Origin of the sequence: Albimonas donghaensis (genome assembly GCF_900106695.1) — a bacterium.
GTDB lineage: Bacteria > Pseudomonadota > Alphaproteobacteria > Rhodobacterales > Rhodobacteraceae > Albimonas > Albimonas donghaensis.
Map to the genome: position 1 here is coordinate 439,783 of NZ_FNMZ01000004.1, position 24,425 is coordinate 464,207.

The 24,425-nt window shown below is 70.6% G+C and carries 20 protein-coding genes; 8 read left to right on the forward strand and 12 right to left on the reverse strand.

Going from position 1 to position 24,425, the window contains the following annotated elements; translation table 11 throughout:
• Nucleotides 1-77: 77 nt before the first annotated feature.
• Complete coding sequence (locus tag BLV24_RS14060; protein ID WP_176954762.1) at nucleotides 78-1,916, forward strand: Ig-like domain-containing protein; 1,839 nt, start codon at nucleotides 78-80, stop codon at nucleotides 1,914-1,916.
• A gap of 40 nt (nucleotides 1,917-1,956) precedes the next feature.
• On the opposite strand, the gene BLV24_RS14065 is transcribed toward BLV24_RS14060, so the two are convergent.
• Nucleotides 1,957-3,960, reverse strand: coding sequence for a cytochrome c3 family protein (locus tag BLV24_RS14065; protein ID WP_092682792.1), 2,004 nt, complete (start codon nucleotides 3,958-3,960; stop codon nucleotides 1,957-1,959).
• 437 nt (nucleotides 3,961-4,397) lie between these two features.
• On the opposite strand from BLV24_RS14065, the gene BLV24_RS14070 reads away from it, so the two are divergent.
• Both BLV24_RS14070 and BLV24_RS14075 read left to right on the forward strand, forming a co-directional pair.
• Nucleotides 4,398-4,850 carry a hypothetical protein gene (locus BLV24_RS14070; protein ID WP_092682794.1) on the forward strand — a complete coding sequence of 151 codons (453 nt, stop codon included), beginning with the start codon at nucleotides 4,398-4,400 and terminating at the stop codon, nucleotides 4,848-4,850.
• A complete protein-coding gene (locus BLV24_RS14075; RefSeq protein ID WP_342707995.1) occupies nucleotides 4,847-5,449 on the forward strand; it encodes a glutathione S-transferase N-terminal domain-containing protein in 603 nt (200 codons plus the stop codon). The genes BLV24_RS14070 and BLV24_RS14075 overlap by 4 nt, the downstream gene beginning before the upstream one ends.
• 387 nt (nucleotides 5,450-5,836) lie before the next feature.
• Here the strand turns inward: BLV24_RS14075 and radC are convergent, their stop codons facing one another.
• Nucleotides 5,837-6,598, reverse strand: coding sequence for a RadC family protein (radC, locus tag BLV24_RS14080; protein ID WP_245710576.1), 762 nt, complete (start codon nucleotides 6,596-6,598; stop codon nucleotides 5,837-5,839).
• A gap of 871 nt (nucleotides 6,599-7,469) precedes the next feature.
• Here radC and BLV24_RS14085 point away from each other — a divergent pair.
• Entirely contained in the window at nucleotides 7,470-7,790 is a 321-nt protein-coding gene (locus tag BLV24_RS14085; protein WP_092682798.1) for a YciI family protein, read from the forward strand.
• Between the two features lie 204 nt (nucleotides 7,791-7,994).
• On the opposite strand, the gene BLV24_RS14090 is transcribed toward BLV24_RS14085, so the two are convergent.
• On the reverse strand, nucleotides 7,995-9,209 hold the full coding sequence (locus BLV24_RS14090) for an acyl-CoA dehydrogenase (RefSeq protein WP_092682800.1): 1,215 nt from the start codon (nucleotides 9,207-9,209) through the stop codon (nucleotides 7,995-7,997).
• Between the two features lie 422 nt (nucleotides 9,210-9,631).
• Here BLV24_RS14090 and bmt point away from each other — a divergent pair, with 422 nt between their 5' ends.
• The 3 genes from bmt (at nucleotide 9,632) to BLV24_RS14105 (ending at nucleotide 14,068) form a co-directional block, all read left to right on the forward strand.
• Nucleotides 9,632-10,666, forward strand: a complete 1,035-nt coding sequence (gene bmt / locus BLV24_RS14095; RefSeq protein WP_092682938.1) for a betaine--homocysteine S-methyltransferase — start codon at nucleotides 9,632-9,634, stop codon at nucleotides 10,664-10,666.
• A gap of 222 nt (nucleotides 10,667-10,888) precedes the next feature.
• Nucleotides 10,889-12,862 carry a bifunctional 2',3'-cyclic-nucleotide 2'-phosphodiesterase/3'-nucleotidase gene (locus BLV24_RS14100; RefSeq protein ID WP_092682802.1) on the forward strand — a complete coding sequence of 658 codons (1,974 nt, stop codon included), beginning with the start codon at nucleotides 10,889-10,891 and terminating at the stop codon, nucleotides 12,860-12,862.
• A gap of 105 nt (nucleotides 12,863-12,967) precedes the next feature.
• Nucleotides 12,968-14,068: an NAD-dependent epimerase/dehydratase family protein gene (locus BLV24_RS14105; RefSeq protein ID WP_092682804.1), complete on the forward strand. Its 1,101-nt coding sequence runs from the start codon at nucleotides 12,968-12,970 to the stop codon at nucleotides 14,066-14,068.
• A gap of 106 nt (nucleotides 14,069-14,174) precedes the next feature.
• On the opposite strand, the gene BLV24_RS14110 is transcribed toward BLV24_RS14105, so the two are convergent.
• Entirely contained in the window at nucleotides 14,175-15,074 is a 900-nt protein-coding gene (locus BLV24_RS14110; protein WP_092682806.1) for a leishmanolysin-related zinc metalloendopeptidase, read from the reverse strand.
• Between the two features lie 365 nt (nucleotides 15,075-15,439).
• Here BLV24_RS14110 and BLV24_RS14115 point away from each other — a divergent pair, with 365 nt between their 5' ends.
• A complete protein-coding gene (locus BLV24_RS14115) occupies nucleotides 15,440-15,988 on the forward strand; it encodes a carboxymuconolactone decarboxylase family protein (RefSeq protein WP_092682808.1) in 549 nt (182 codons plus the stop codon).
• A 114-nt stretch (nucleotides 15,989-16,102) separates the two neighbouring features.
• Here the strand turns inward: BLV24_RS14115 and BLV24_RS14120 are convergent, their stop codons facing one another.
• From BLV24_RS14120 to BLV24_RS14155, 8 genes are all read right to left on the reverse strand, one after another.
• A complete protein-coding gene (locus tag BLV24_RS14120; RefSeq protein ID WP_092682810.1) occupies nucleotides 16,103-16,552 on the reverse strand; it encodes a nucleoside deaminase in 450 nt (149 codons plus the stop codon).
• 17 nt (nucleotides 16,553-16,569) lie between these two features.
• The gene (locus tag BLV24_RS14125) at nucleotides 16,570-17,451 is read right to left on the reverse strand and encodes a polysaccharide deacetylase family protein (RefSeq protein ID WP_092682812.1); all 882 of its coding nucleotides are present in this window, start codon (nucleotides 17,449-17,451) and stop codon (nucleotides 16,570-16,572) included.
• Between the two features lie 7 nt (nucleotides 17,452-17,458).
• Entirely contained in the window at nucleotides 17,459-18,547 is a 1,089-nt protein-coding gene (locus tag BLV24_RS14130) for an ABC transporter ATP-binding protein (protein ID WP_092682814.1), read from the reverse strand.
• Nucleotides 18,544-19,350: an ABC transporter permease gene (locus BLV24_RS14135; RefSeq protein WP_092682816.1), complete on the reverse strand. Its 807-nt coding sequence runs from the start codon at nucleotides 19,348-19,350 to the stop codon at nucleotides 18,544-18,546. The genes BLV24_RS14130 and BLV24_RS14135 overlap by 4 nt, the downstream gene beginning before the upstream one ends.
• Nucleotides 19,347-20,207, reverse strand: coding sequence for an ABC transporter permease (locus tag BLV24_RS14140; protein WP_092682818.1), 861 nt, complete (start codon nucleotides 20,205-20,207; stop codon nucleotides 19,347-19,349). The genes BLV24_RS14135 and BLV24_RS14140 overlap by 4 nt, the downstream gene beginning before the upstream one ends.
• A 205-nt stretch (nucleotides 20,208-20,412) precedes the next feature.
• Nucleotides 20,413-21,549: an ABC transporter substrate-binding protein gene (locus tag BLV24_RS14145; RefSeq protein WP_092682820.1), complete on the reverse strand. Its 1,137-nt coding sequence runs from the start codon at nucleotides 21,547-21,549 to the stop codon at nucleotides 20,413-20,415.
• A 168-nt stretch (nucleotides 21,550-21,717) separates the two neighbouring features.
• Nucleotides 21,718-23,271, reverse strand: a complete 1,554-nt coding sequence (locus tag BLV24_RS14150) for an amidohydrolase family protein (RefSeq protein ID WP_218133414.1) — start codon at nucleotides 23,269-23,271, stop codon at nucleotides 21,718-21,720.
• A gap of 53 nt (nucleotides 23,272-23,324) precedes the next feature.
• Nucleotides 23,325-24,425 carry a BMP family ABC transporter substrate-binding protein gene (locus BLV24_RS14155; protein WP_092682824.1) on the reverse strand — a complete coding sequence of 367 codons (1,101 nt, stop codon included), beginning with the start codon at nucleotides 24,423-24,425 and terminating at the stop codon, nucleotides 23,325-23,327.

The window sequence follows — 24,425 nt, forward strand, 5'->3', positions numbered from 1 at the left end:
TTGCGTCATCGCGGTGGCGCGGTCGCAAAACACCGATTAACGTCCGCTCATCTTTCTGAATGACTTATGGAAGCGTCATGATTCCCAACGAGATTCTCGCCGGCCCGTTCCGCTCGGACCTCACCTCCGCCCCGCTGACCGCCACGCCCTCCGCCGCCGCGGACAGCCCGCCCATCGCGCGCGCCGACACGCTGGCCGCGCATGAAACCGCGCTGATCAGCGGCAACCTTTTCGACGATCATGGCCATGGCGCCGATACGGACCCAGAGGGCGGCGCCCTGCGCGTGGTCGCCGTGCAAGGCGTGGCGAGCTATGTCGGGCTGGGCCTGAACCTCTCCGCCGGCCGGGTCCGGGTGATGGAGGACGGCAAGTTCTGGTTCGATACCGCCGGCGATTTCGGCTACCTGATCGGCGGCGAGACGGTGGAGGTGTCTTTCGACTACACCATCGCCGACGCCGCCGGGGCGACCTCGACCGCCACCGCGACGGTGACCGTGACCGGCGCCAACAACGCCCCGACGCTCTATCCCGATTTCATCTACACCCATGAGAAGGCCACGACCAAGGCCGACGTCTTCGCCTTCAACGGCCTCGGCGCCGACAAGGACCCCGAGGGCGGCGCCCTGCGGGTGGTGGATTTCCTGAGCGGCGCGGCCGAAGCCGGCGAGTCCGTGAGCCTCCCCCAGGGCGGCGTTGTGAAGCTGGAGGCCGACGGCACGCTGTGGTTCCGCGCCGACGGCGCCTATGACCACCTGAAGGTCGGCGAGCTCGCGCAGGTCACCTTCACCTATAGCGCCACCGACGGCCAGTTCACCCGCAGCTCCCATGTCACCCTGATGATCGAGGGCCGCAACACCGCCCCCGAGGCCCGAGACGACGCGTTTTCGGTGATCGAGGACGGGTCCCGCCACGGCTGGCTTCTGGACCACAATGGCGCCGGCGCTGATTCAGATATCGAGGGCGACGTGCTGACCGTTTTCCAGGTGGAGCGCGACAAGGCGAAGGTCGACGCCTCTTTCGATCTGGAAGAAGGCGGCCGGGTGCGGGTCACGGAGACAGGTGAATTCTGGTTCAACCCTGACGGCGACTTCGACCACCTCGAGACCGGAGAGACCGAAACCGTCTCCTTCACCTACACGATCTTCGACGGCGCCGATGGCTATTCGCGCGCCACAGTGGAGATCGAGGTGGAAGGTTTCACCTATCTGTCGAAATCCGCGGAGGATGACTCGCTCAGGCTGTCGGAAGGCCGCGCGGAAACTCTCGACTTCCTCGCCAACGACTACACCTCCGACACCGGCCTGGCCGAAGTGGTGTCCGTTTCCTTCGCGCCGGATGGACCGGGAACCTATGATGGCCCGTTGGGCGGCACGCTGACGCTTAAAGACAACATGCGGGAAGTCGTTTTCGATACCGGTGATGACTTCGAGTATCTGAAGAACGAGGAGACCGTTTCCTTCGATTTCGACTATGAGATCGAGGAGCGCGGGGGCGACCACAGCACCGCGACCGTAACGGTCGAGGTCGTGGGTCGGCAGGACACCCCGACGGCCGTGGACGATCACTTCGTCTGGTCGCTAAGCGGCGGCAACCCGGCGATGAATGTGCTTCTCGACAATGGCGAAGGCGCGGATTTCGATGTGGATGCCGGAGAGGCCATCATCGTCCATGGCTTCAAGCCCGCGACATACAACATCTTTCGCGACGCGGGGACGCAGCTGAATCTTCACGGCGGCGGCGCCGCTACGATCTCCGAGGGGGGCTTCGTCACGCTGAACGCCAGTTCGACAACCGACCGTTATGTCCGCGGCGGGACTCTGGAGGCCGGCGACACGGTGGTGCTCGACTACCGTCTGGCGAACCCGAACACGGCCCCGGGCGAAGACGCTCAAGTCTATATCGACATCATCGCCTGACGCCTCGCCCCCTCCCCCGCCGGGGGGAGGGGGCGCCGGTTCAGGGCAGCGCCGCCGCCTGCTCGCGCAGCGCGAGCAGGCCAGGGTCTCCGGGATTGGCGCGCAGGGCCTCCTCCACCGCGGCGCGGGCGGCGTCTCCGCCGCGTGTCGCGGCGGCGATGCGGGCGATCATCGTCCAGGCCTCGATCCGCTGGGGATCGAGGCGCACGGCCTCGCGGAAGCCGGCCTCGGCGGCCGGAAAATTGCGCATGGTCAGCGCCATGCCGGCCATTTGCAGATGCGTCTCCGGAAAGTCGGGCCGGCTGGCGAGCGAGGCCCGCCATTCGCGCATCGCGCCGTTGAGATCCGCCTCCCGCGCCGGCGGCATGCGGGCGATCGGCGCATCCAGCAGCGCCCGCGCCGCCGCCTGGCGGACCGAGCGCGACGGATCCCGCAGCGCCGGGAACAGCCGCCCCGCCATCGTCGGGGCCGCCGCCGAGCGCTGCGCCCCCACCGCCGCCGCGCGCACCAGCGGGTCCGGGTCGGACAAGAGCGGCGCCACCCGGTCCGCGGCCCCGGCGTCGCCCGAATTCTCCAGCAGCCACAGCGCCGTGGCCCGCGCGATGCCGGGCTGCGCGCCGTCCAGCGCCAGCGCCGCCAGCTCCCCCGCCGCGGAGGCCGGATCGCCCCGTCCATGGGCCAGCGCCACCCCGAAATGCGGACGCGCCGCGGCCTGCGGGTAATGCTCGGCGATCCGGGCCGCAGCCCAGTCCGCGCCGCGATCCGCATGGCAATCGCCGCAGGCGTCGGGCGCCTCGGTGATCGGGCTCAGGTCCGGGCGCGGGATGCGGAAGGAATGGTCCCGCCGCCCGTCCACCTGCATGTAATCCCGCTCGATCATGTGGCAGTTCACGCATTGCGCGCCCTCGGAGCCCGCCGCGTGGAAGTGATGCGCCGGGTCGTCATAGGTCTTGCGCGCCAGACTGGGAAACTCCGGGTTCCCCGCCGGGCTGTGGCACTGGGCGCAGACGTCGTTCCCCTCCAGCCGCAGGGCGGCCTGGTGCGGATCGTGGCAGTCGGTGCAGACCACGCCCTTGGCCTGCATCTTCGATTGCAGGAACGAGCCCCAGACATAGACCTCGTCGAGGATCTGCCCGTCGGCGTGGTAGAGCCCCGGCCGCAGCAGCGCGAGGTTGAAGGCATCGTCCACCGCCATGCCCGCGGGCGGATCGCCGGGATGATACGCCTCGCGCCGCGCATGGCAGCCGGCGCATTGCGCCAGCGGGCCGGAGGCGATGCCCGCCCCCTCCGCCGGGCGGGGGACGTCGAAATCCACCGCGAAGCCCCCCGCCGTCGGGGCCGAGGCCGGGTCCGCCCCCGCCTCCGCCCAGTCCGCATGGCGCGATCCGGGCCCGTGGCAGGATTCGCAGCCCACCCCGATCTCGGCCTGGGTGGAGACATAGGTCCGCGCGCGCGCGTCGTAGCCTTTCTCGAACCCGGTCGCGTGGCACTCGGCGCAGCGGGCGTTCCAGGTCTTGTAGGGGCCGGTCCAGTGCAGCCCGTCATCCGGGGGCAGGTTGGTGTCCGGGTAAAGGTGGAACCAGCGGTCGCGCTCGGTGTCCCAGGCCACGTCGAAGGACTGCAGGCGGCCGGGCTCGGTCTCCAGCAGGTATTGCTGAAGGGGGGCGATGCCCGCGACGCCGCGCACGGGATAGGCGCGGCGGACGCCGTCGGCCTCGGTCACCTCGATCCTGAAGCCGCCGTCTGGCGCGGTGCGGAAGCGGGCGGCGAGGCCGGCGCCCTCGAAACGCGCGTCGTCGAAATCGCCCAGCACATGTTCGGCCGTGGGCGGGGTCCAGGCCAGCGCGTGATGCGACCCGCGCCAGGCCTCGGTCTCATCGGCATGGCAGCCGGCGCAGGTCTCGGAGCCGACGAAACGGGCGAGTGCGGTTTCGGCTTCGGTGTCCGGGGATTGCTGGGCGAGCGCGGGCGCCGGATCGAGCGCGGCGAGAAGGCCGAGCGCCAGCGCGAGCGTCGCCGCGACGGCCGGGTGGGGAATGCGCATGGAGTATCCTGCGGGAAGCGATGGGATGGCGGGCGTCAACGGCGGGGCGGGACCCGGCCCCGGCCGCGGCCGCGGTCCGCCGCGTCCTCGTCGGATGGCCCGCGTGGCGCCCGGCGCGGGCGGAAGCGGGGTCGGGAACGCGGAGCGGCGGGCACGCGCATGGATACGCCTTTCGGGTCGGGTCTCGGGGGCGCGGCCGCGCAGGCGCGCGACGGCCGGTCGCCGACACCCTCCCATGACGACCCCACGCCGCGCCAGCGCCAATCCGCCCCGCCCGCCCGTCGGCTGGCGCAGGGTGGGACGGCGGCCCTGGCGGCGCCTTTCATTCCGCAGGGTGGAAACCTGTCGCGCGCCAAGACTTGCCTCGCGCACCGCCTCATCCCTATGTTCCGGAACGAGGCCATCCCCGGCCCTTTCGGATCCGGAGCCCGCCCGCCATGCCCCTGCCCCTCGCCCTGCTTCCCGCGCTCGGCCCGCTCGCCGCCAAGGCGCTGAGCGCGCCCGCCGGCGCCAAGGTCGCGGCCGGCGCCGCCGTGGCGCTCGCCGGCTGGGCCGCGATGCGCCGGGCCCGCCGCGCCGACGGCGGCGCGCCGGTGGCCGCGATCCCCGGCGCCGACGCGGCGCTCGACGCCACGCCCGAGGGCGCCGAGGCCGGCTGGCGCAGCGCATCGAGCCGCCGCGCCGCCGAGACCTCCGCTTCCGCCGCCTGGCGGGGGACCTTCCGGTTGGGCGCCCACGGACCGGGGCTGGCCATCGACGCCGCCGCCCTGGGGCGGCTTCGCCTCGGGCTTCTGCCCGCGCGGCCCCGAGCGGACGCCCGACCGGATACCAACGCCCGCGCTTCCGATTTCCGGCCCTTCGCCGACCCGACCAAGGAGACCGCGCGATGATGCGCCTGCGCCATTCCCCCAGCTCGCCCTTCGTCCGCAAGGTCATGATCGTGCTGCATGAAACCGGCCTGCTCGACCAGGTGACCCTGGAGAGCGGCGCCACCACGCCGTATGATTCGAACCCCGAGGTCGTGGCGATCAACCCGCTGGGCAAGATCCCCTGCCTGGTGACGCCGGAGGGCCAGGGGATCTACGACAGCACCGTGATCACGCGCTATCTCGACGGCCTGCACGGGGGCGAGAAGCTCTACCCGACCGGCGCCGCGGAGATCCCGACGCTGGTGCTGGAGGCGACCGGAAACGCGATGATGGAGGCCGGGATCGCCGTGGTCTACGAAGGCCGTCTTCGCGAAGAGGGCAAGCGCAGCGAGGAATGGATGGCCGCCCAGCGCGCCAAGATCGCCCGGGCGCTGGACGCGCTGGAGGGGCGCAAGTTCGCCGACAAGCTGGATATCGGCCAGATCGCGCTGGGTTGCGCGCTGGGCTACTTGGATTTCCGCTTCGAGGCCTGGGACTGGCGCAGCGGCCGCCCCGGCCTGGCCGCCTTCGCGCGCCGCATGGCCAAGCGCCCGTCCTTCGAGGCCACGAAGCCCGCCTGAGCGGGCGGGCGGGCGCGGCGCCTCGCGCAGGGGGGGGGGCCGGCCGACCGGGGCGCCTGTCGCCGCGTCGGGCCGGCCGCCACGTGGGCGGCCCCCACGCGGCGAAGGCATGGCGAGGGGCGTGGCGTTCCGGAAACCACCGGCGGCCCTGATGCTCGGGGCTTACCGCACGCCCCCCCGCAAAAACGCGCCGCCCAGTCCTCCGCCGGTTCGGGTCCGCCCCCGCGACCGCCGGGGGGGCGAACGCTGCGCCGGCGGGCGCCTTCCGCGACCGGATTTCCATGGGCGCGGCCGGCAGGCGCTTCCTGCTCCGGCCCCGCTCCCGGCCGCTCAGCGATCTTGCGCCAAGGGCGCGGCGCCTGGCTGTTTTGCTTTTGTCCCCGATGCTTACGGATCCAAAAGCCCCAGACTATGAAAACTCGCCACGTCCTTCTTGCCCACGATCACGTGGTCATGGACGGTGACGCCGAGCGGCTCGCAGGCCTCCATGATCCGGCGGGTCATGTCGACATCCGCACGGCTTGGCGAAGGGTCGCCGGAGGGGTGGTTGTGCACCAGGATCAACGCCGAGGCGCCCAGTTCCAGCGCCCGCTTGATCACCTCGCGCGGGTAGACCGGCACATGATCGACGGTGCCGCGGCCCTGCGCCTCGTCGGCGATCAGGATGTTCTTGCGGTCGAGATAGAGCACCCGGAACTGCTCGGTCGCCTCATGGGCCAGACGGGCGCGGCAATAGTCGACGAGTTGCTCCCAGGTCTGGATCGCGTCCTTGCCGATGACCCGGGCGCGGGCGAGGCGGTGGGCCGCGGCCTCGACGATCTTGAGTTCCTGCACCACCGCGTCGCCGACGCCCGAGACCTCCGCCAGCCGCGCGGGCGGGGCGGAGATGGTGTGGTTGAAGTCGCCGAACGCCGCCAGCAGGCGCTTGGCGAGGGGCTTCACGTCGCGCCGCGGGATGGCGCGGAACAGGACGAGCTCCAGCAGCTCGTAGTCCGGCATGGCGTCGGGACCGCCCTGCATGAAACGCTCGCGCAAACGTTTGCGGTGATCGAGACGGCTGGCCGCGTCCGCATCCCGGGCCGAGGGGCGAGGCGCCTTGCCGCCTCGGGCTACCGCAGGAGGCTCGGCCGGCTGATCGAGCGGAAGCAGGCCGGGCGTCGAGGCGTTGGCCCCGTCCGCCCGGTCAGGGGGCGCCGTCGCGGACCTCCCCCCCTTCGGATGGGCGACGGGGGCGGTCGCGTCTTCCTGCGCTGACGGAGCGGTTTTTCCGGGAGGGTCGCCGGGTCGCTCCTGCGGATCGGGAGGGCTCGGCGCGGCCTCGGGCGCCGCGTCCGGGGGCCGGTCGCGCCGCGGGGGCGCCTCGGCCGCACCGCCTTCCGGCATGGCGGCGTCGCCGACATCCGCCTGGACCGGGCGCGCATGCGTATCCCTCGCGTCGTCAGGGGATGCGCCTTCGGGGGATGAGCGTCCCGGCGATGCGGCTCCGGGGGATGCGCCGCGCTCGGCGGCGTCCCCGTCCGCCGCCTCGGTCGTACGCGCACAGCTCTGGGCCGCGGCGGCGATGGCGCTGGCCACAGCGCCGCCCAGCCAGGCGGCCGCCGACCCTTCCGCCGCGCCCTGGGGTCCGCCGGCGTCGGAGGGCGGTTCCGCGAGCGCGCCCGGCTCGCGGCTCGGCGCGGGCGGCGCGGGCGGCGCGGGGTCCGGCCCTGGCCCGCCGTTCCGGCCTGGTCCGTCCCCGGACGGCGACACGCCATCCCGGCCGGACTCGATTCGAACGGCGCCGCGCTGCACATCAGCCCGACGCGCTTCGTCTTCAGACGGGGGCGAGAGGCCAGGCAGCAGCGGCGCCTCGCGCAGACCGTCTTCATCTGTTGAGGCTCTTCGGCCCATGCGCGACTCCGCAGTTCAAACGGATACGATGGATCATCGGGCGGGTTGGTTAGGAATTGATGAACAGTTGCGGCCTATATCCGGCGCCAGAGACGCCCGTCGGACCCCAACCGCGCCAGGAAGACCGAATATGCCGCTGTTTCTCGTGACCTATACGCATCCCGACGAGAGCGGGTGGAATCGCCATCTCCAGGCCCATGTGCGCTGGGTGACGATGGGGGTGGAACGCGGGATCATCCGCGCAGGCGGCCCCCTGCCCGACCAGCGCCCGCGGGAGGCGATGATGCTGCTCGACCTGCCCTCGCTGCACGCCGCGCGGGAGTTCCTGGAGACCGATCCCTTCCAGGAGGCCGAGGTGGTCGCGGGCATGACCCTGCGCCGCTGGGACCCGATGTTCGGCCTGTTCAACGCGGAATCGAGCCGCCCGGGACCGCACCCGCTGGCGGACTGACCCGACCCGGAGAGACCGTTCCGCCGGCGCCCCCGGATCAACGCCGCGCGGGCGCAGGGGCGCCGCCGGCGCAGCGGTTGACGCGCGGCTCCCCCGCAGGCCGCCGGGCGGGGCGCGGGAAAGGAGGGCGGGGAAAAGGGGCGCATGAAAAAGGGGCGGCCCGACCGGACCGCCCCCGTGTTACATCGCCCCGGGGCGATGCGATCAGAAGAACGCCTGCAGGCCGGTCTGGGCCCGGCCCAGGATCAGCGCGTGCACGTCATGGGCGCCCTCGTAGGTGTTCACCGTCTCCAGGTTCACCATGTGACGGATCACGTGATACTCGGCCGAGATGCCGTTGCCGCCGTGCATGTCGCGGGCCATCCGCGCGATGTCCAGCGCCTTGCCGCAGTTGTTGCGCTTGATGATCGAGATCATCTCCGGCGCCGCCATCGCCCGGTCCATCAGACGCCCGACCCGCAGCGCGGCCTGGGTGCCCAGCGCGATCTCGGTCTGCATGTCGGCCAGCTTCTTCTGGAACAACTGGGTGTTGGCCAGCGGCCGGTTGAACTGCTTGCGCTCCATCCCGTAGTCGCGGGCCCGGAACCAGCAGTCCTCGGCGGCGCCCATCACGCCCCAGGCGATGCCGTAGCGCGCCCGGTTCAGACAGCCGAACGGCCCGGCCAGGCCCTCGATGTTGGGCAGCAGCGCGTCGTCGGGAACCTCGACATTCTCCATCGAGATCTCGCCGGTGGTCGAGGCGCGCAGCGACAGCTTGTTGCCGATCTTGGGCGCCGACAGGCCCTTCATGCCCTTTTCAAGGACGAAGCCGCGGATCTTGCCGCCATGGGCGTCCGACTTGGCCCAGACCACGAACACGTCCGCGAAGGGCGCGTTGGAGATCCACATCTTGGAGCCGTTCAGCCGGTAGCCGCCCTGCACCTTCTCGGCGCGGGTCTTCATCGAGCCCGGGTCGGAGCCCGCCTCCGCCTCGGTCAGCCCGAAGCAGCCGATCAGCGTGCCGGCGGCGAGGCCGGGCAGATACTTCTGGCGCTGCTCCTCGGAGCCGTAGGCGTAGATCGGATACATCACCAGCGAGGACTGCACCGACATCATCGAGCGATAGCCCGAATCCACCCGCTCCACCTCACGCGCGACCAGGCCGTAGGCCACGTAGCCCGCGCCGATCCCGCCGTATTCCTCGGGGATGGTGGAGCCGAGCAGCCCCATCTCGCCCATCTCGGCGAAGATGCCGGGGTCCGAGGTCTCCTCCAGGAAGGCCTTGGTCACGCGGGGCTGCAGCTTCTCCTGGGCGAAGGTGCGGGCGGCCTCGGCCAGCATCCGCTCATCCTCGTCGAGCTGGTCGTTCAGGAGGAACGGGTCCTCCCACGTGAAAGCGGCCTGGGCGGGCTTGTCCTTGGCGCTGAGCGGCTTGTTCATGCTGGGCTCTCCTCCCGTGCGGCGGGGGCGGTTCCCCGGGGCCGACGACGGTGCTTCGATGCTGCGGTGCGATATCGGGGTGAATGGCCCGAAAGGCGCCGGATTTCAAGCGGCGGCATACCGGTGGGTATGTCGCATTGCGGCAAGGCCCCCGATTGCGCGCCGGTCGCGGCGACACTATACGGAGCGCCTGCGCGCCCACCGCCCCGGACCGGGGTCAGGCGCGGCGGAACTGGAATACAGGGACGCGCGCGCCGCGACAAGCGCCGCCGGACCGCCCGCCCCGGCCGCACGCGCCGGTCCGAAGAGCCCGACGGCGCGGAACGTCCTTCCGCCCGGGGCATCCCCGCCCTGCGGCGGCGCCGCGCCGCGCGCACGTCCCGCCGGGTCGAACCCTGCGCGAAAGTCCCATGGAGCCGCCGATGTCCGACAAGCTCGCCCAGATGCTCAAGACCCGCGACTGGATCCTCGCCGACGGCGCCACCGGCACCAACCTGTTCGCGCTGGGGCTCGAACATGGCGACGCGCCGGAGCGCTGGAACCTCGAGGAGACCGACAAGGTCAAGGCGCATTACCGCAGCTTCATCGACGCGGGCTCGGACCTGGTTCTGACCAACACCTTCGGCGGCACCGCCAACCGCCTGAAGCTGCACGACATGCAGGACAAGGTGCACGAGATCAACGCCGCCGCCGCGCGCCTGCTGGCCGAGGCCATCGCCGAATCCGGCCGCGACGTGATCTGCGCCGGCGACGTGGGTCCGACCGGCGATCTCTTCGCCCCCGTGGGCCCGCTGACCCATGCCGACGGCGTCGCCGCCTTCACCGCGCAGATGCAGGGGCTCAAGGACGGCGGCGCCGATCTGGTCTGGATCGAGACCATGAGCTCGGAGGAGGAATACAACGCCGCCCTCGAAGCCGCGGCCGCCGTCGGCATGCCCTGCGTCGGCACCATGTCCTTCGACACCAACGGCCGCACCATGATGGGCGTCACCCCCACGCGGCTGGCGGGGATCGTGCACGCCTGCGGCCACGATCACGCGCCGATCGCCTGGGGCGGCAACTGCGGGACCGGGGCCTCGGACCTGCTGGTCGGCGTGATCTCGGCCGCCGACGCGATCACCGAGCACGACGTGATCGTCACCAAGGCCAATTGCGGCATCCCCGAATATCACGAGGGCGCCATCCGCTATACCGGCACCACCGAGCTGATGGCCGATTACGCCTGCATCGCCCGCGATCTGGGCGTGAAGATCATCGGCGGCTGCTGCGGGACCACGCCCAACCACATCGCCGCCATGCGCGAGGCGCTGGAGTCGACGCCCCGCGGGCCGAAGCCGGGGGTGGACGAGATCCTCGCCAGGCTCGGCCCGGTCACCGGCACGACGATGGAGCTGCTCTCGGGCGCCTCCGCCGCGCCGGCCCGGCGTCCCGGCCGCCGGCGCCGCGGCGCCGCCTGAGGCGGGCTTGCCCGACAGGCGCAAGGCGGGGCGGGCGCAGGCCCGCCCTTTTCGCATCGGCGCGCCCGGCCGCGCGTCGTCACGCGCCCGTCTTGCTTGTCCTCCATGGTGCGCGCCGCGCCGCGCGGGACGATTCCCGCTTGACGCGAGCCCTGCGCCGGTCCCCGATCCCAGGGTTCTCCAGCGTCGACCACAGCGAGCGATGAAGCCCACGGAGCCGCCATGCCCAGCCTGCCCCCCCTTTCCCGCCGCAGCCTGCTGCGCGGCGCCGCCGCGACCGGCGCCATGATCGCCCTGCACCCGTTCGCGGTCCGCGCCGCCGCCAACCAGGCGCATCTGCGGATCGTCTCGACCACGGACCTGCATGTCCACGTCTTCCCCTACGACTATTACGGCGACCGGCCCAACGACACGATGGGCCTCGCCCGCGCCGCCGCCCTGATCGAGGACGTCCGCGCCGAGGCCGCCAACGCCATGCTGGTCGACAATGGCGACTTCCTGCAGGGCAACCCGATGGGCGACTACATCGCCTATGAGCGCGGCATGAAGGAGGGGGACGTCCACCCGATCGTCGCCGCCATGAACACGCTGGGCTACGCCTGTTCGACGCTGGGCAACCACGAATTCAACTACGGCCTGGGCTTCATGGACAAGGTGCTGGCCGGCGCCGATTTCCCGTTCGTGTGCGCCAACCTCGCCCGCGGCAGGCTGGCCGGCAGCGCCCGCGCCGACGACACCTGGCTCAAGCCCTATGTGATCGCCGAGCAGACCGTCACCGACGGCGCCGGCGGGACCCGCAGGATCAAGGTCGGGCTGATCGGCTTCGTCCCGCCCCAGATCATGACCTGGGACAAGAAGCACCTCGAGGGCAACGTGGAGACCCGCGACATCGTCCAGGCCGCCCGCGCCTGGGTCCCCGAGATGCGCGAGGCCGGCGCCGACATCGTCGTGGCGCTGGCCCATACCGGCATCGGCTCACCCCACGCCTCCGAGATGATGGAGAACGCCGCCATCCCGCTGGCCGAGGTCGAGGGGATCGACGCGGTGGTGACCGGGCATTCGCATCTCGATTTCCCGGGCGCCAAATACGAGGGCTTCGCGGGGCTCGACCTCGCCAGGGGGCTGATCGGCGGCAAGCCGGGGGTGATGGCCGGGTTCTGGGGCTCTCATATGGGCCTGATCGACCTGATGCTGGAGCAGGACGGCGGCGCGTGGAAAGTCGTCGCCTCGACCTCCGAGGCCCGCCCGATCTTCGCCCGCGAAGGGCGCGAGGTGTCGCCGCTGGTCGAAAGCTTCAAGAAGGTCGAGGCCGCCGCCCAGGCCGACCATGACGCCACCCTGGCCTATGTGCGCCGCGCGGTGGGCGAGACCTCGGCCCCCCTGCATTCCTATTTCGCGCTGGTGGCCGACGACCCCTCCGTCCAGATCGTGAGCCAGGCGCAGACCTGGTATATCCGCCAGATGATGGCGGGCACGGAATGGGAGGGGCTGCCGGTGCTCTCCGCCGCCGCGCCGTTCAAGGCGGGCGGACGCGGCGGGCCGGATTACTACACCGAGGTGAAGGCCGGCCCCATCGCCATCAAGAACGTGGCGGACCTCTACCTCTATCCCAACACCGCGCGGGCGATGCTGGTGGACGGGGCCACGGTGAAGGAGTGGCTGGAGATGTCGGCCGGCATCTTCAACCGGGTCGAGCCCGGCGCGACCGACGCGCCCCTGATCAATCCGGGCTTCCCGTCCTACAATTTCGACGTGATGGATGGGGTGAGCTACCGGATCGACCTCAGCCAGCCGGCGAAATACGACACCGACGGGAACGTCGTCGCGCCGGAGGCGAGCCGGATCAGGGATCTCGCGCATAATGGCGCCCCGATCGACCCGGCCGCGAAATTCGTCATCGCGACCAACAACTACCGCGCTGGCGGCGGCGGGCATTTCCCCGGCGTGACCGACGACAAGATCATCTTCGTGGCCCCGGACACCAACCGCGACGTGATCGTGCGCTACATCGTGGATCAGGGGACGATCAACCCCTCGGCCGACGCCAACTGGGCCTTCGCGCCGATGGAGGGGACGACCGTGATCTTCGACACCGGGCCGGGCGGGCGCCCCTATGCCGCCGAGGTGCCCGGCGTGAAGATCGAGCCCGCGGGCGACGGCGCCGACGGCTTCGCGCGCTACCGCATCACGCTCTGACCCGGGAGGAGAGGGCGGCCCGCGCCGCCCCCTCCCCCCCTCGACGCAAGACCCGCGGGCCTCCCGGCGCTCCCTTGACCGGCGGAGCACGGAGGAGACCCGCCCATGAAAACCGTCATCGTCGCCGGCGCCACCGGCGTCGTCGGCCGCGCCGCGGCGGAGCGTTTCGCAGCGTCCGGCGACTGGCAGGTCATCGCCCTGTCGCGCCGGCCGATCCCTGCGGCGCCGAATCTCACGCCGCTCGCCGTCGATCTCACGGACCGGGAGGCGGCCGCCGCCGCGCTCTCCGCCCTGCCCGAGGTCACTCACGCGGTCTACGCGGCGCTTTACGAGCTGCCGGGGCTGGTGGCCGGCTGGACCGCCCCGGAGCAGATGGAGACCAACCGGGCGATGTTCGCCAATTTCCTCGACCCGCTGGCGGCCTCGGCGCCGGGGTTGCGGCATGTCTCGATCCTGCAGGGCGCCAAGGCCTATGGCGGGCATGTGCACCGGATCTCGGTCCCCGAGAAGGAACGCCGCCCTCGCGACGATCACCCGAATTTCTACTGGCTGCAGGAGGATCACCTGCGCGCCGCCGCCGAGGGCGCGGCCTGGGACTGGACCATCCTCCGCCCGCAGGTGGTGTTCGGGGGGGCCACGGGGTCGGCCATGAACATCGCGCCGGTGCTGGGGGTCTTCGCCGCGCTCTGCGCCGAGACGGGGCGGCCCTTCGGCTATCCCGGCGGGCCGGCCTATCTGTGGGAAGCAGCGGATGCGCGGCTGGTCGCGAAGGCGCTGGAATGGGCGGCGGAGGCCCCTGCGGCGGCGCGGGAGACCTTCAACATCGCCAATGGCGACGTGGCCGACTGGACCCAGCTCTGGCCCTCGATCGCCGAGGCGCTGGGCGCCGCCCCCGCCTCGCCCTCGCCGCTGTCGCTCGCCGAATGGCTGCCCGCGCAGGGCGCCGCCTGGGCGAGGGTCGCGGCGCGTCACGGGCTCGCGGTCCCGGATCTCGCGCAGTTGCTGGGGGAATCCCATCACTACGCCGACCGCATCCTGGCGCATGAAAAGGCCGGGGGGGCGGGAACCCGCGCCCGCGACCCGCAGATCCTGAGCACCATCAAGCTGCGGCAGGCCGGCTTCCACGCCTGCCAGGACACCGAGGACATGTTCCGCGAGACCTTCGAGGACCTGCGCGCCCGACGCATCCTGCCGTCGCTGGACTGACCACGCCGCGCGGGCCCTGCCCGCAACGCGCCGGAACGCGAAAGGGGCGGACCCGCGTCCGCCCCCTGGTCCCGTCCGTCAGGCCCCGCCCGTCAGGCCCCGTTCGTCAGCCGGCGGCGGCGCGCCGTCGGCGGCCCGCCGCGACCAGCCCGAACAGGCCCGCGATCAGCAGCCCGCCGGCCGCCGGAACCGGCACCTCGGTGCTCGCCAGCGCGAAACCCACGTCCTGCAGCGCGAACAGCGTGGTCTGCGACAGATAGGCGGAGGCGCCCAGCCAGCCGGTCATCAACTCCGGGTTGCCCTGGTCGGAGAAGGTCCCGAGGAAGGTCTCCTCGTTCCAGTGCGCGCCCCTTGTGCCCGCCGCGCCCTCGTCCTCCAGCAGGATGAAGGCCTCGGAGGAGCCGTTCTCGATATTGTAGGCGGCCAGGCCGTCCTCGCCGATATATTGGGAGAAATAGTCCGTGCCCGGATCGGCCACGTCGACGAAGCCGTCGACCGCGCCGTTGAGCGACCAGATCGCCGGATTGAGCCCCAGCACATGGGCCATTTCGTGCAGGATCAGGAATTCCAGCCGCTGCTCGCTGATGATGGCGAGGTCGGCGGTGTCGAACTCCATCACGCCGGAGGAGGCGGTCTTGTAGATGGTGTCGTTCCAGTAGGTGGTGGTCGCGGCGCCGCCGAGGATGGCGCCGGCGCCGTCGATCTCATGGAGCGTCACCGAAATCGCCAGCGGAGACACGGCCGCGGCGCTCGCGGTCGTCGGCTGCCGATAGCCGGCGATCTGGCTTTCCCAGAACAGCTCGGCGGCGGTGAAGGCGGCGGCATAGGCGGGATCGGGCGTCTCGGAGCCGTAGTCGAGCACGATGTCGAAGGTTCCGAAGGACTCCGCGACCAGCGATTCCATCGCGGCGACGCGCGGCGCCACGGTGATGGCCGAGGCCGCGCCGATGCCCGCCGCCATCAGGCCGACGGCGCCGAGCATGGCTCGCGCGATAGTGGTGTTCATGCTGTTCTCGCCCCTCTTAACGGTACGCGCCCGCGGCTTCGCCATCAGGTTTTCCGGATCATTCAACCGGAAGACGCCTCCGGACGGTCGCCCCTCGGCTCCGCAAAGGCCGAAGGACCTCTCCGGACGCGGCGACTTCAACCTTAGCGTTTGCATAATCCGGCCAAAATCGGAACCGGTTTTCCGATCGACAGGCGCGATTTCCGCATCATTCGCAGAAATTCCCGGCAATTGCGCACGATCCGGCGCACGGAGCGCCCGGCATTCGGGGGCGTCGCGCACCGGCGTCCCGGATCAGCCCATCTGGACCCGGCCGCGCCGGCGAGGCAACTTGCGGTCCCTGACATCCTGACCGGAGCCGCCGCATGCCCCGCATCTCGCCCCCCGCCCCCGAGGACATGACCCCGCGCCAGCGCGAGGTGCATGACGCCATCGCCTCGGGCCCCCGCGGCCGGGTGGAGGGCCCGCTGGCCGTCTGGCTGCGCCGGCCGGAACTCGCCCAGAAGGCGCAGGAGCTCGGCGCCTATTGCCGATACGGCACGTCCCTGCCGCCGCGCCTGTCGGAGCTGGCGATCCTGACCATGGCCCGGGTCTGGACGGCGGAATTCGAGTGGTGGGCGCACAAGGGCCCGGCGCTGGACGGCGGGCTCGCGCCCGAGATCATCGAGGCGCTGCGGATCGGAGAGACCCCGACCTTCGCCGCGGAGGACGAGGCCGCCGTTCACGCCTTCGCGCTGGAGGCGCAGACCGCGCGCCGGGTCTCGGACGCCGTCTATGCCCGCGCGGTGGCGGCGCTGGGCGAGGACGGGGTCGTCGATCTGGTCGGGATCCTGGGATATTACTCGTTGATCTCGCTGACCCTGAACATCTTCGAAGTGATGCCGCCGGAGGGGGAGGCGCTGGCCTTCGAATGAGGCGCCTCGTCCCGGTCCGGGGGGGGGGGGGGGGGGGGCGGGTTGAACCCCGCCCCACGCGCCGGCGCGACCTTTCGGAAGACGTAGGGCGGGTTTCAACCCGCCATCCGACGCTCAGTCCTCGGCGATGTCCTCGGCCCATAGCTCGGGCTTCTCGGTGATGAAACGGGTCATCAGGGCGATGCAGTCGGGGTCGTCGGCGACGATGACCTCGACGCCCCGGGCGCGCAGAAAGTCCTCGTTGCCGCCGAAGGTGGCGTTCTCCCCGACCACCACCCGCGGGATGCCGAACTGCACGATGGTCCCCGCGCACATCATGCAGGGGCTCAGCGAGGTGTAGAGGGTCGTGTCCCGATAGGTCTTCTGGCGCCCCGCCTTGCGCAGCGCGTCCATCTCCCCATGCGCGATGGGATCGCCGCCCTGGACCCGCTGGTTGCGCCCGCGCGAGACCAGCGTCTCGCCCCGCGCCAGCACCGAGCCGATGGGGCAGCCGCCCTCCTCGAAGCCCTCCCGCGCCTCGTCATAGGCGATGCGCAGGAAGCGGCGGTCGGTGTCGGTCAGCATGGCGGGGCTCCTGAAAGTCAGCTCTGGGGGCCGGAATAGTAGGGCGTGTCCTCGACCCGCGGCGACCAGGCGCCGGAGGCGCGGGCGGCGGCGAGATGGGCGACGATATCCTCAAGCGGCGCGAACCACACGCTGCGCTCGTTCAGGGTCCGCTCCAGCCAGGCCTCGACCTTCGCCCAGCGCGCGAGGCGCCCGGTCAGGAACGGGTGGACGACCAGCATGAAGAAGCCCCCCGCCGCATAGGCGGCCTCGAACTCCTCCCAGAAGCCTTCCAGCCCCTCCGACGGCCCGCGGACCGGCATCATGTAGCCGATCTCGGCGTAATGGGCGAAAGGGGGCCAGTCGTCGGTTCCCCAATGCACCGGCATCTCCCAGATCTCGCGGCCCCGGGACCGCAGCGCATATGGGATGTCGTCGCCCATCAGGGAGCTGTCATAGACCAGCCCGTGCTCGGCGATCAGGTCGAGCGTCATCTGGTTGATGTTGTAGACCGGGCCGCGATAACCGCGGGGTTTCATGCCGCAGATCCGGTCGTGCGCGTCCAGCGCGCGCTCGAACTGTTCGCGCTGGGCGGGGCCGGACTCGATCGGGTCCTCGTGCAGCCAGCCATGATGGCCGATCTCGTGCCCGCCCTTGAGGATCGCCTCGGCGGCGTCGGGATAGGTCTCCAGGCACCAGCCGGGGATGAAGAAGGACTGCTTCAGGCCGAGGCGGCGATAGGTCTCCAGGATGCGCGGGATCGCCACCACCGGCCCGTAGCGGCCCATGGAGATCGGGTAGAGCCGGTCATGCCCGTCCGCCGGCTTCGCCACCTGGATCAGCACGTCGGCGTCCATGTCGAAGGTGATGGCGCAGGCGCAGCGGGCGCCGCCGGGCCAGGGAGGCGGGTTCGCGATCATGCTCTTGCTAGGCTCCGGGCGGCAAAAGATGGGCTTCCTGCGGGCTCCAGCTCAGGTGAAAGGCGCCGCCCGACCCCGCATCCAGCGCGGCCAGCGCGCGTTCCTGCGCCTGGACCTTCAGCTCGGTCCCGTCGGGGGCCTCAAGGAACAGGGTGACGACGGAGCCGATGAATTCCTCGGAGATCAGCGTGCAGGGCACGGCGCCGGGCCGAGGCTCGCGCCCGATCTCCACCCGGTCGGCGCCGACGACGAAGACCGCCGCCTCGCCGGGCGGGCGCGGGGCGTCGTCCGCCACCACGTCGAAGGGACCGAGCGGCGTGTCCACCCGCAGCAGCCCGAAGCCCGGCCCCACCGGCGCCACGGTCCCCGCGATGATGTTGTTGCGCCCCACGAATTCCGCGACGAAGCGGTTGGCGGGGGCGCGGTAGATGTCGCGGGGCGCGCCGACCTGGGCGATTTCTCCGCGCGACATGATCACCACCCGGTCGGCCATGGCGAAGGCCTCGGACTGGGAATGGGTGACATGCACGAAGGTGATCCCCAACTCGCGTTGCAGGCGGGTCAGCACCCCCTGCATCCGGATCACCAGATGGGCGTCGAGCGCCGAGAGCGGCTCGTCCAGCAGCAGCAGCCGGGGCTCGGTGATCAGGGACCGCGCCAGCGCCACCCGCTGCCGCTGCCCGCCCGACAGGGTCTCCACGTTGCGCTCCGCGAATTCGGCGATGCCCAGCCGGTCGAGCCATTCCAGCGCCTTCTTCCGCCGCGCCCCGGGCGCCACGGCGCGCATCTTCAGGCCGAACTCCACATTCTCCCGCGCGTTGAGGAAGGGAAACAGCGCCAGCGACTGCCAGACCAGCGGCGTGTCCCGCTCATGCACGGGCACGTCGTTCATGACGCGGCCGTCGATCACCACCTCGCCCTCCGTAGGCGCCTCCAGCCCCGCCAGCATCCGCAGCGTGGTGGTCTTGCCGCAGCCGGACGGACCCATGATGGCGACGAACTCGCCGGCGCCGATCTCCAGGTTCATGCGCTTGACGGCGGTGAAGTCGTCGTAGCGCTTGACCACGTCGCGCAGGGTGACGAGAGGTTCGCTCATGCGGCGCTCCGGCTCAGGCGGGCGGCGAGCAGGATCTGCGCCAGCGCCACCAGGGTGATGGAGACCCCGAACACCAGCGTGCCGATGGCGTTCACCTGGGGGTCGATATTGCCGGTGACGATCTCGAGGATCAGCACCGGCACGGTCTTGTTGAGGCCGGACACGAACCAGGCCACCGCGAATTCGTCGAAGCTGACCGCCGCCGTGAGGCAGAGCGCCGAGACGATGGCCGGCCGCGCGAAAGGCAGGATCACCCAGCGCATGGCCCGCCATTGGCTGGCGCCGAGGTTCCAGGCCGCGGCCTCCAGGCTCGGGTCGATCTGGTTGAGCCGCAGGCGGATCACCGCCATGGCGAAAGGCGCGGTCAGCACGGTATGCGCGGCCACGATGGACCAGATCTGCCCCGAGGCCCCGATCTTCGACAGCCAGGCCAGCATGGCCAGCGCCATGATGATCAGCGGAATGGTCGGCGGCAGCAGCACCAGCGCCAGATACGCCCCCTGCCCCCGGAACCGGTAGCGGTAGTCGGTATAGGCCGTGCAGAAGCCCAGCGCGGTCGCCAGAACCGCCGTGCAGGACGACACGATCACCGAATTCAGAGCCGCGTCCCACACGTCGGGATCGGCGAAGATGGTCTGATACCAGTGCAGGGTGAAGGACTCGAGCGGGATGGTCGGGAACCGCGCCGAGTTGAACGAGAAGATCACCGAGAAGAAGATCGGCGCGAACACGAAGACGAAGACCAGCGCCGCCCAGATCCGCAGCGCCCAGAGCCCCGCCGCCGCCTTGCCAGCGCCGCTCATTTCGAGGCCCGCTTGCGATAGGCGAAGGCGATGGAGGCGAAGGCGATGGCGAAGAGCGTGAGCATCATCATCACCGCCACCACCGCGGCGCGGGGCCATTGCTGGCCGGACTTGGTGGTGTCGATGATCAGGATCGGCAGCGTCGGAGGCTTCGAGCCGCCGAGGTAATAGGGCGCCACGAAATCCCCGAAGCTGAGGATGAAGGCGAAGAGCGCCGCGACCACCAGCCCGGTTTTCGCCAGCGGCAGCACGACTTCCCATATCACCCGCCCCGGCGGGCAGCCCAGGTTGCGGGCGGCGGCCGGCAGCCTCGGGTCGATATGGGCCAGCGTCACCGTCTGCAGGATCAGCACCAGCGGCAGCACCAGCGTCAGGTAGCCGACCAGCGTCCCGAACCCGGTGTTGAGCATCGTGTAGGGGCCGAGCCCGAACGCCCCCAGCCCGGCATTGACCACCCCCGACTCCGCCAGGATCACCAGCCAGGAGAACGTCCGCACCAGGTAGGAGGTGAAGAACGGGATCACCAGCAGGAAGATCGCCCAGCGCCGCTGCGTCTCCGACGCGCGGAAGGCCAGCAGCCACGCCGCCGGGAAGGCGACCAGGGAGGCGACCAGCGCCGCCAGCGCCGCCCGGCCGAGCGTCAGGAAATAGCTGTCCCAGACATAGCCGCGGGTCAGCATCCGCTCCCACGCCTTCAGCTCGAAGGTCTCGACCATGCGGTAGTTCTTCACGTCGAAGAACGACATGGCGAGCATGAAGGCCAGCGGCCCCACGAAGAACAGCGCCTGCCAAACCAGGATCGGCAGGCGGAAGCTGAGCGCATAGAGGTCGAGACGCGATTTCGGATCGGAGGCCATGGCGGGCGCGGGTCCGGTTCAGGATCAGGGTCTGGGTCTGGGTCTGGGGCGGCGCGCATGCCGCCGAAGGCGCGCGACGGCGCCGGGTTCGTCGCCGCGCCCCCCGGGCGGGCGCGAGGCGGGAGACGGGACGGCTTGCCGGCGGAGGCGTCGGGACGGCCGCGTTTCCCCGCGCGGCCGTCTCCGCCCCTCGGCGACGCCCGCGTCAGGCGTTCTTGTATTCGGACCAGAAGTCGTTCCAGTCCTCCAGGCTCTGCTGCCTGGGGATGTCGCGATAGTGGATCCGCCCGGTGTCGATCAGGGTGATCGGGTTCATCGGGTCGCCCGGCAGCTGGTGGGTGCGCGCGGCCTCCTTCGGGTCGACCTCGCCCAGCAGCTCGAAGCCGCCTTTGGTGACGATATTGCCCGGATAGGCGGCCATCTGCGCCGATTTCACCTGCCCTTCGGGGCTGAGCATGTACTGGATGAAGGTCTTCACCAGATCGGCCTTCTCCGAGCCCTTGCCGATGCAATAGCTCTCCGTCCACTGGATGCCGCCTTCCTTGGGGATGACCGAGGCGACCGGCGCCCCGTCCTTCTCCAGGATGCCGGTGATCCAGTCGCCGATGCCGACCATGGCCAGCATCTCGCCGTTCTTCAGCCCGTTGAAGGTGCCGCCGAAGTCGAAGAAGCCGCCGACCTGCGGGCGCAGGGACATCGTGGTCTCCTGCACCTTCGCCCAGGCCGCGTCGTCCAGGTCCCAGAGCCCGGCGCCGTTCCCGTTATAAAGGCTCATCTGGCCCAGCGTCGGCAGGTGCCAGTCGAAATGCCCGACCTTGCCCTTCAGCTCGGGCTTCCAGAAGCAGGCGTAGGATTCCGCCTCCTCGGCCGAGACGGCGGTGGTGTTGTAGCTCACGCCAAGATGCCCGAAGCGCACCATCATCGACATCAGCGTGTCGTCGGACCAGTGGCCGGGGAACTTCTGGAAGTCCGGGTAGAGCATGTCGTCGAGCGGGTAATCCGCGGCGTCCAGCGGCTCGATATAGCCGGCGGCGTCGAGCTGCTGGACGAATTCGGCGTCGGACAGGATCACGTCGTAGGTGCCCGGCGGGGACTGGGCGATCAGGCCCAGCATGTTGTCGCCGCCGGCATAGTATTTGGGGACGAACTTGACGTTGTTCGCCTCCTCGAAGGCGCCGACGATGTCGGGCTCGCCATGGCCATACCAGGCCAGCATGTTGATCTCGGTGGTGGAGGCCCAGGCCCGCCCCACGAAGGGCGCCGACAGCGCGACCGCGCCGCCGAGCTTGAGCGCCTGCCGCCGCGTGGCGGCGAAGGGGGCGGCTTTGTTTCGCTGGGTCATGGTCCGGGTCCCTGTCGTGCTGATTGTTTGCACGCATGACAACCCGAGCCGGGCCGGTTCGCAAGCATCCCGGCGCGTGGCTGGGTGTTTTTCGGGCGGAGGCGCCCCGGTTGTTCATCCAATGGGCGCCTTTGTCGATTTCGGCGGCGCCTTGCGCGCGCCGCGGCCTCAGCCGCCCAGCGCGTTGACCCGGTAGCGGCGGGCATCGTCGGGGAATCCATGGGCGCGATGCTCGCCCTCCAGATGCGCGACGAGCCAGTCGGCCATGCGCCAGGCATGGGTCTCGGCCTCGGTCTCGGGGGCGGCGAGGATGGCGTCGATCTCGGCCATCGCCGCGTCCCGGTCGATGCGCGTCACCCGACCGCCCGAGACGACGACCTCGCCGCCGACCAGCACGGTGTCCACCGCCTCGCGGGCGCCGCGATGAAGCACCTGCTCGGCGATGGGGGTGCGGGGGTGGATGCGCGGGCGCGCGATCCTCGCCTCCGACATCAGCACGATATCCGCGGCCCAGCCCGGATCGAGCCGCCCGGCGAAGCCGCCGAAGCCCGCCGAGGCCGCGCCATGCTCGGTCGCCATGCCCAGCACCGCGGCGGCGTCGGGGCGGTCGAGGAACATGCCCGTCTCCCGGTGCAGAGCCCAGACCAGCTTCATCTCCAGCGTCATGTCCCGGTCGTCGGCGAGGTTCGACTGGTCGATGCCCAGCGCCACGCGCCCGCCCCGCGCCCGCAGCGCGTTGACCGGCGCGATCCCCGACCCCAATCGCAGGCCGGAGGAGGCGTTGTGGCACAGGATGCAGCCGCATTCCGCCGCCAGGTCCAGCTCCGCCTCGGTCATCCAGTTGCCATGCCCAAGCGTGACGTTGGGGCCGAGGCAGCCCAGCGCGTGCAGATGCTCGACGGCGCCGCGGCCGGTGGCGGCGCGGGCGAATTCGGCCTGGCGGCGGGTCTCAAGCAGGTGCATGTGAACCGGCGCCCCGACTTCCGCCGCGGTCCCGAAGCTTTCGACCAGGGCCGCGTCGGACATCCAGTGCAGGTTGGCCGGCGCCAGCCCGATGCGCACCCGGTCGGAGCCCGCATGTTTCGCCCGAAGCCGCCGGAAGAACGCCATGTAGTCGCGGATCGGCGTGCGCGAGGGCGCGAGCCCCGGCTCGACCCATGCCCGCAGATCGGCCGGCATTCGCCCCAGCACCTCGGCGTCCGGCGCATAGGCCAGCACGTTGCGGTCGCGCATCATCCAGGAGAACGCCGCCCGCATCCCGATCTCGCCATAGGCGCCCAGCACCGCGTCGGACAGCGGCTCCCACGCGTCGGGATCCGCGGGCAGGCCGGAATGGATGTGGTGGACGGCGGTGGTCCCGCTCTCCAGCATCTCGATGGCGGAATAAAGCGTGTCGAGCCGCGGAGGCAGCGTGCGCATGGCCCGGAAACGGGGCAGCCACAGCTCCAGCGGCGCGAAGGGGACGCCGGCCATCAGCGGGGTCAGCCCGAAATGATGGTGGCCGTTGACCAGCCCCGGCATGGCGATCAGGCCGGGGCCGCCGATGCGGGGCAGGTTTTCGCGCCCGGCGGTCACGGTTTCCACCGGGCCGATCTCCGCGATGCGGCCGGCCTCGATGCGGAGGGCGGACGGCCCCTCCGTCACCATGGCGCCGGAGGGGGAGAGACCGCGCAGGACGTGGCCCGCCTCCACGATCAGGTCGGGTCCGATAGCGTCGGGCATGGGGCGCTCCCTCTGCATCGGGCGGCGGAAGGGGGCCGCCGCCCGAAAAGGCCTCAGATGGTCGAGCCTTCCACGCCGTCCAGCAGGTAGTCCATCGCCCACAGCTTGGGGTCATAGAGCTCCATCGTGGTCTGGGAGATGACCTCGCCGGTATTGGTCACGATCGGCCCCAGGAAGATCGGGCTGCCGGCCTTGATGCGGGCCGCGGCCTCGGTCGCGGCCTTGCGGGCCGCCTCCGAGGCGCCGGCGCCGAAGGGCGAATTCGCCACCATGTCCTTGTCGAACCCGCCCTCGTTGACATTGGGCAGGGTCTCCCCGGCCGAGATCATCTGAGCGTATTGCTTGTAGACCGTGCCCCATTTCAGTTCGGCCCCGGTGATGAAGCCCCTGGGCGCCAGGCTCGACTGGTCGGCGTTGTGTCCGCAGGTCTTCACGCCGCGGGCCTCGGCGGTCTCGATCACCACCTTGGCGCTGTCCACATGGCAGGCGATCACGTCGCAGCCGGCATCGACCAGGGCGTTGACCGATTCCGCCTCGCGCACCGGCAGCGACCACTCGCCGGTCATGATCAGCTGCACCTTCGCGTCGGGATTGGTCGAGCGCACGCCCATCATGAAGGCGTTGATGTTGCGCAGCACGACCGAAATCGGCTTGGCGCCCACGAAGCCGATCTTGTTCGAGGTCGTCGACAGGCCCGCCGCCACGCCGTTCACGTAATGCGCCTGCTCGATATAGCAGAAATAGCCGCCGAGGTTCATCGGGTGCTTGTCCGCCGACCACAGCGAGGTCGGATGGCGGAACTGCACCTCGGGATATTTCGCCGCCAGCTCCACCATGAACGGGTCGAAATAACCGAAGGAGGTCGCGAAGATCAGCGAGGCGCCGTCGAGCTCGATCATCGACTGCATGGTCTTGGAGACGGCGACGGATTCGGGGACGTTCTCCTCCTCCACCACGGTTACGCCGGGCAGGTCCTTGAGCGCCTGCGCCCCGACCGCATGGGCCTGGTTCCAGCCGAAATCGTCCCGCGGGCCAACATAGATCATGCCGACCACGGTTTCGGCGGCCATGGCCCTGCGGGCGGAGGCGGCGAGGATCGCGGTTCCGGCGGCCCCGGCGAGAAAGCCGCGGCGGTTGAGAGCGTGCTGGGTCAT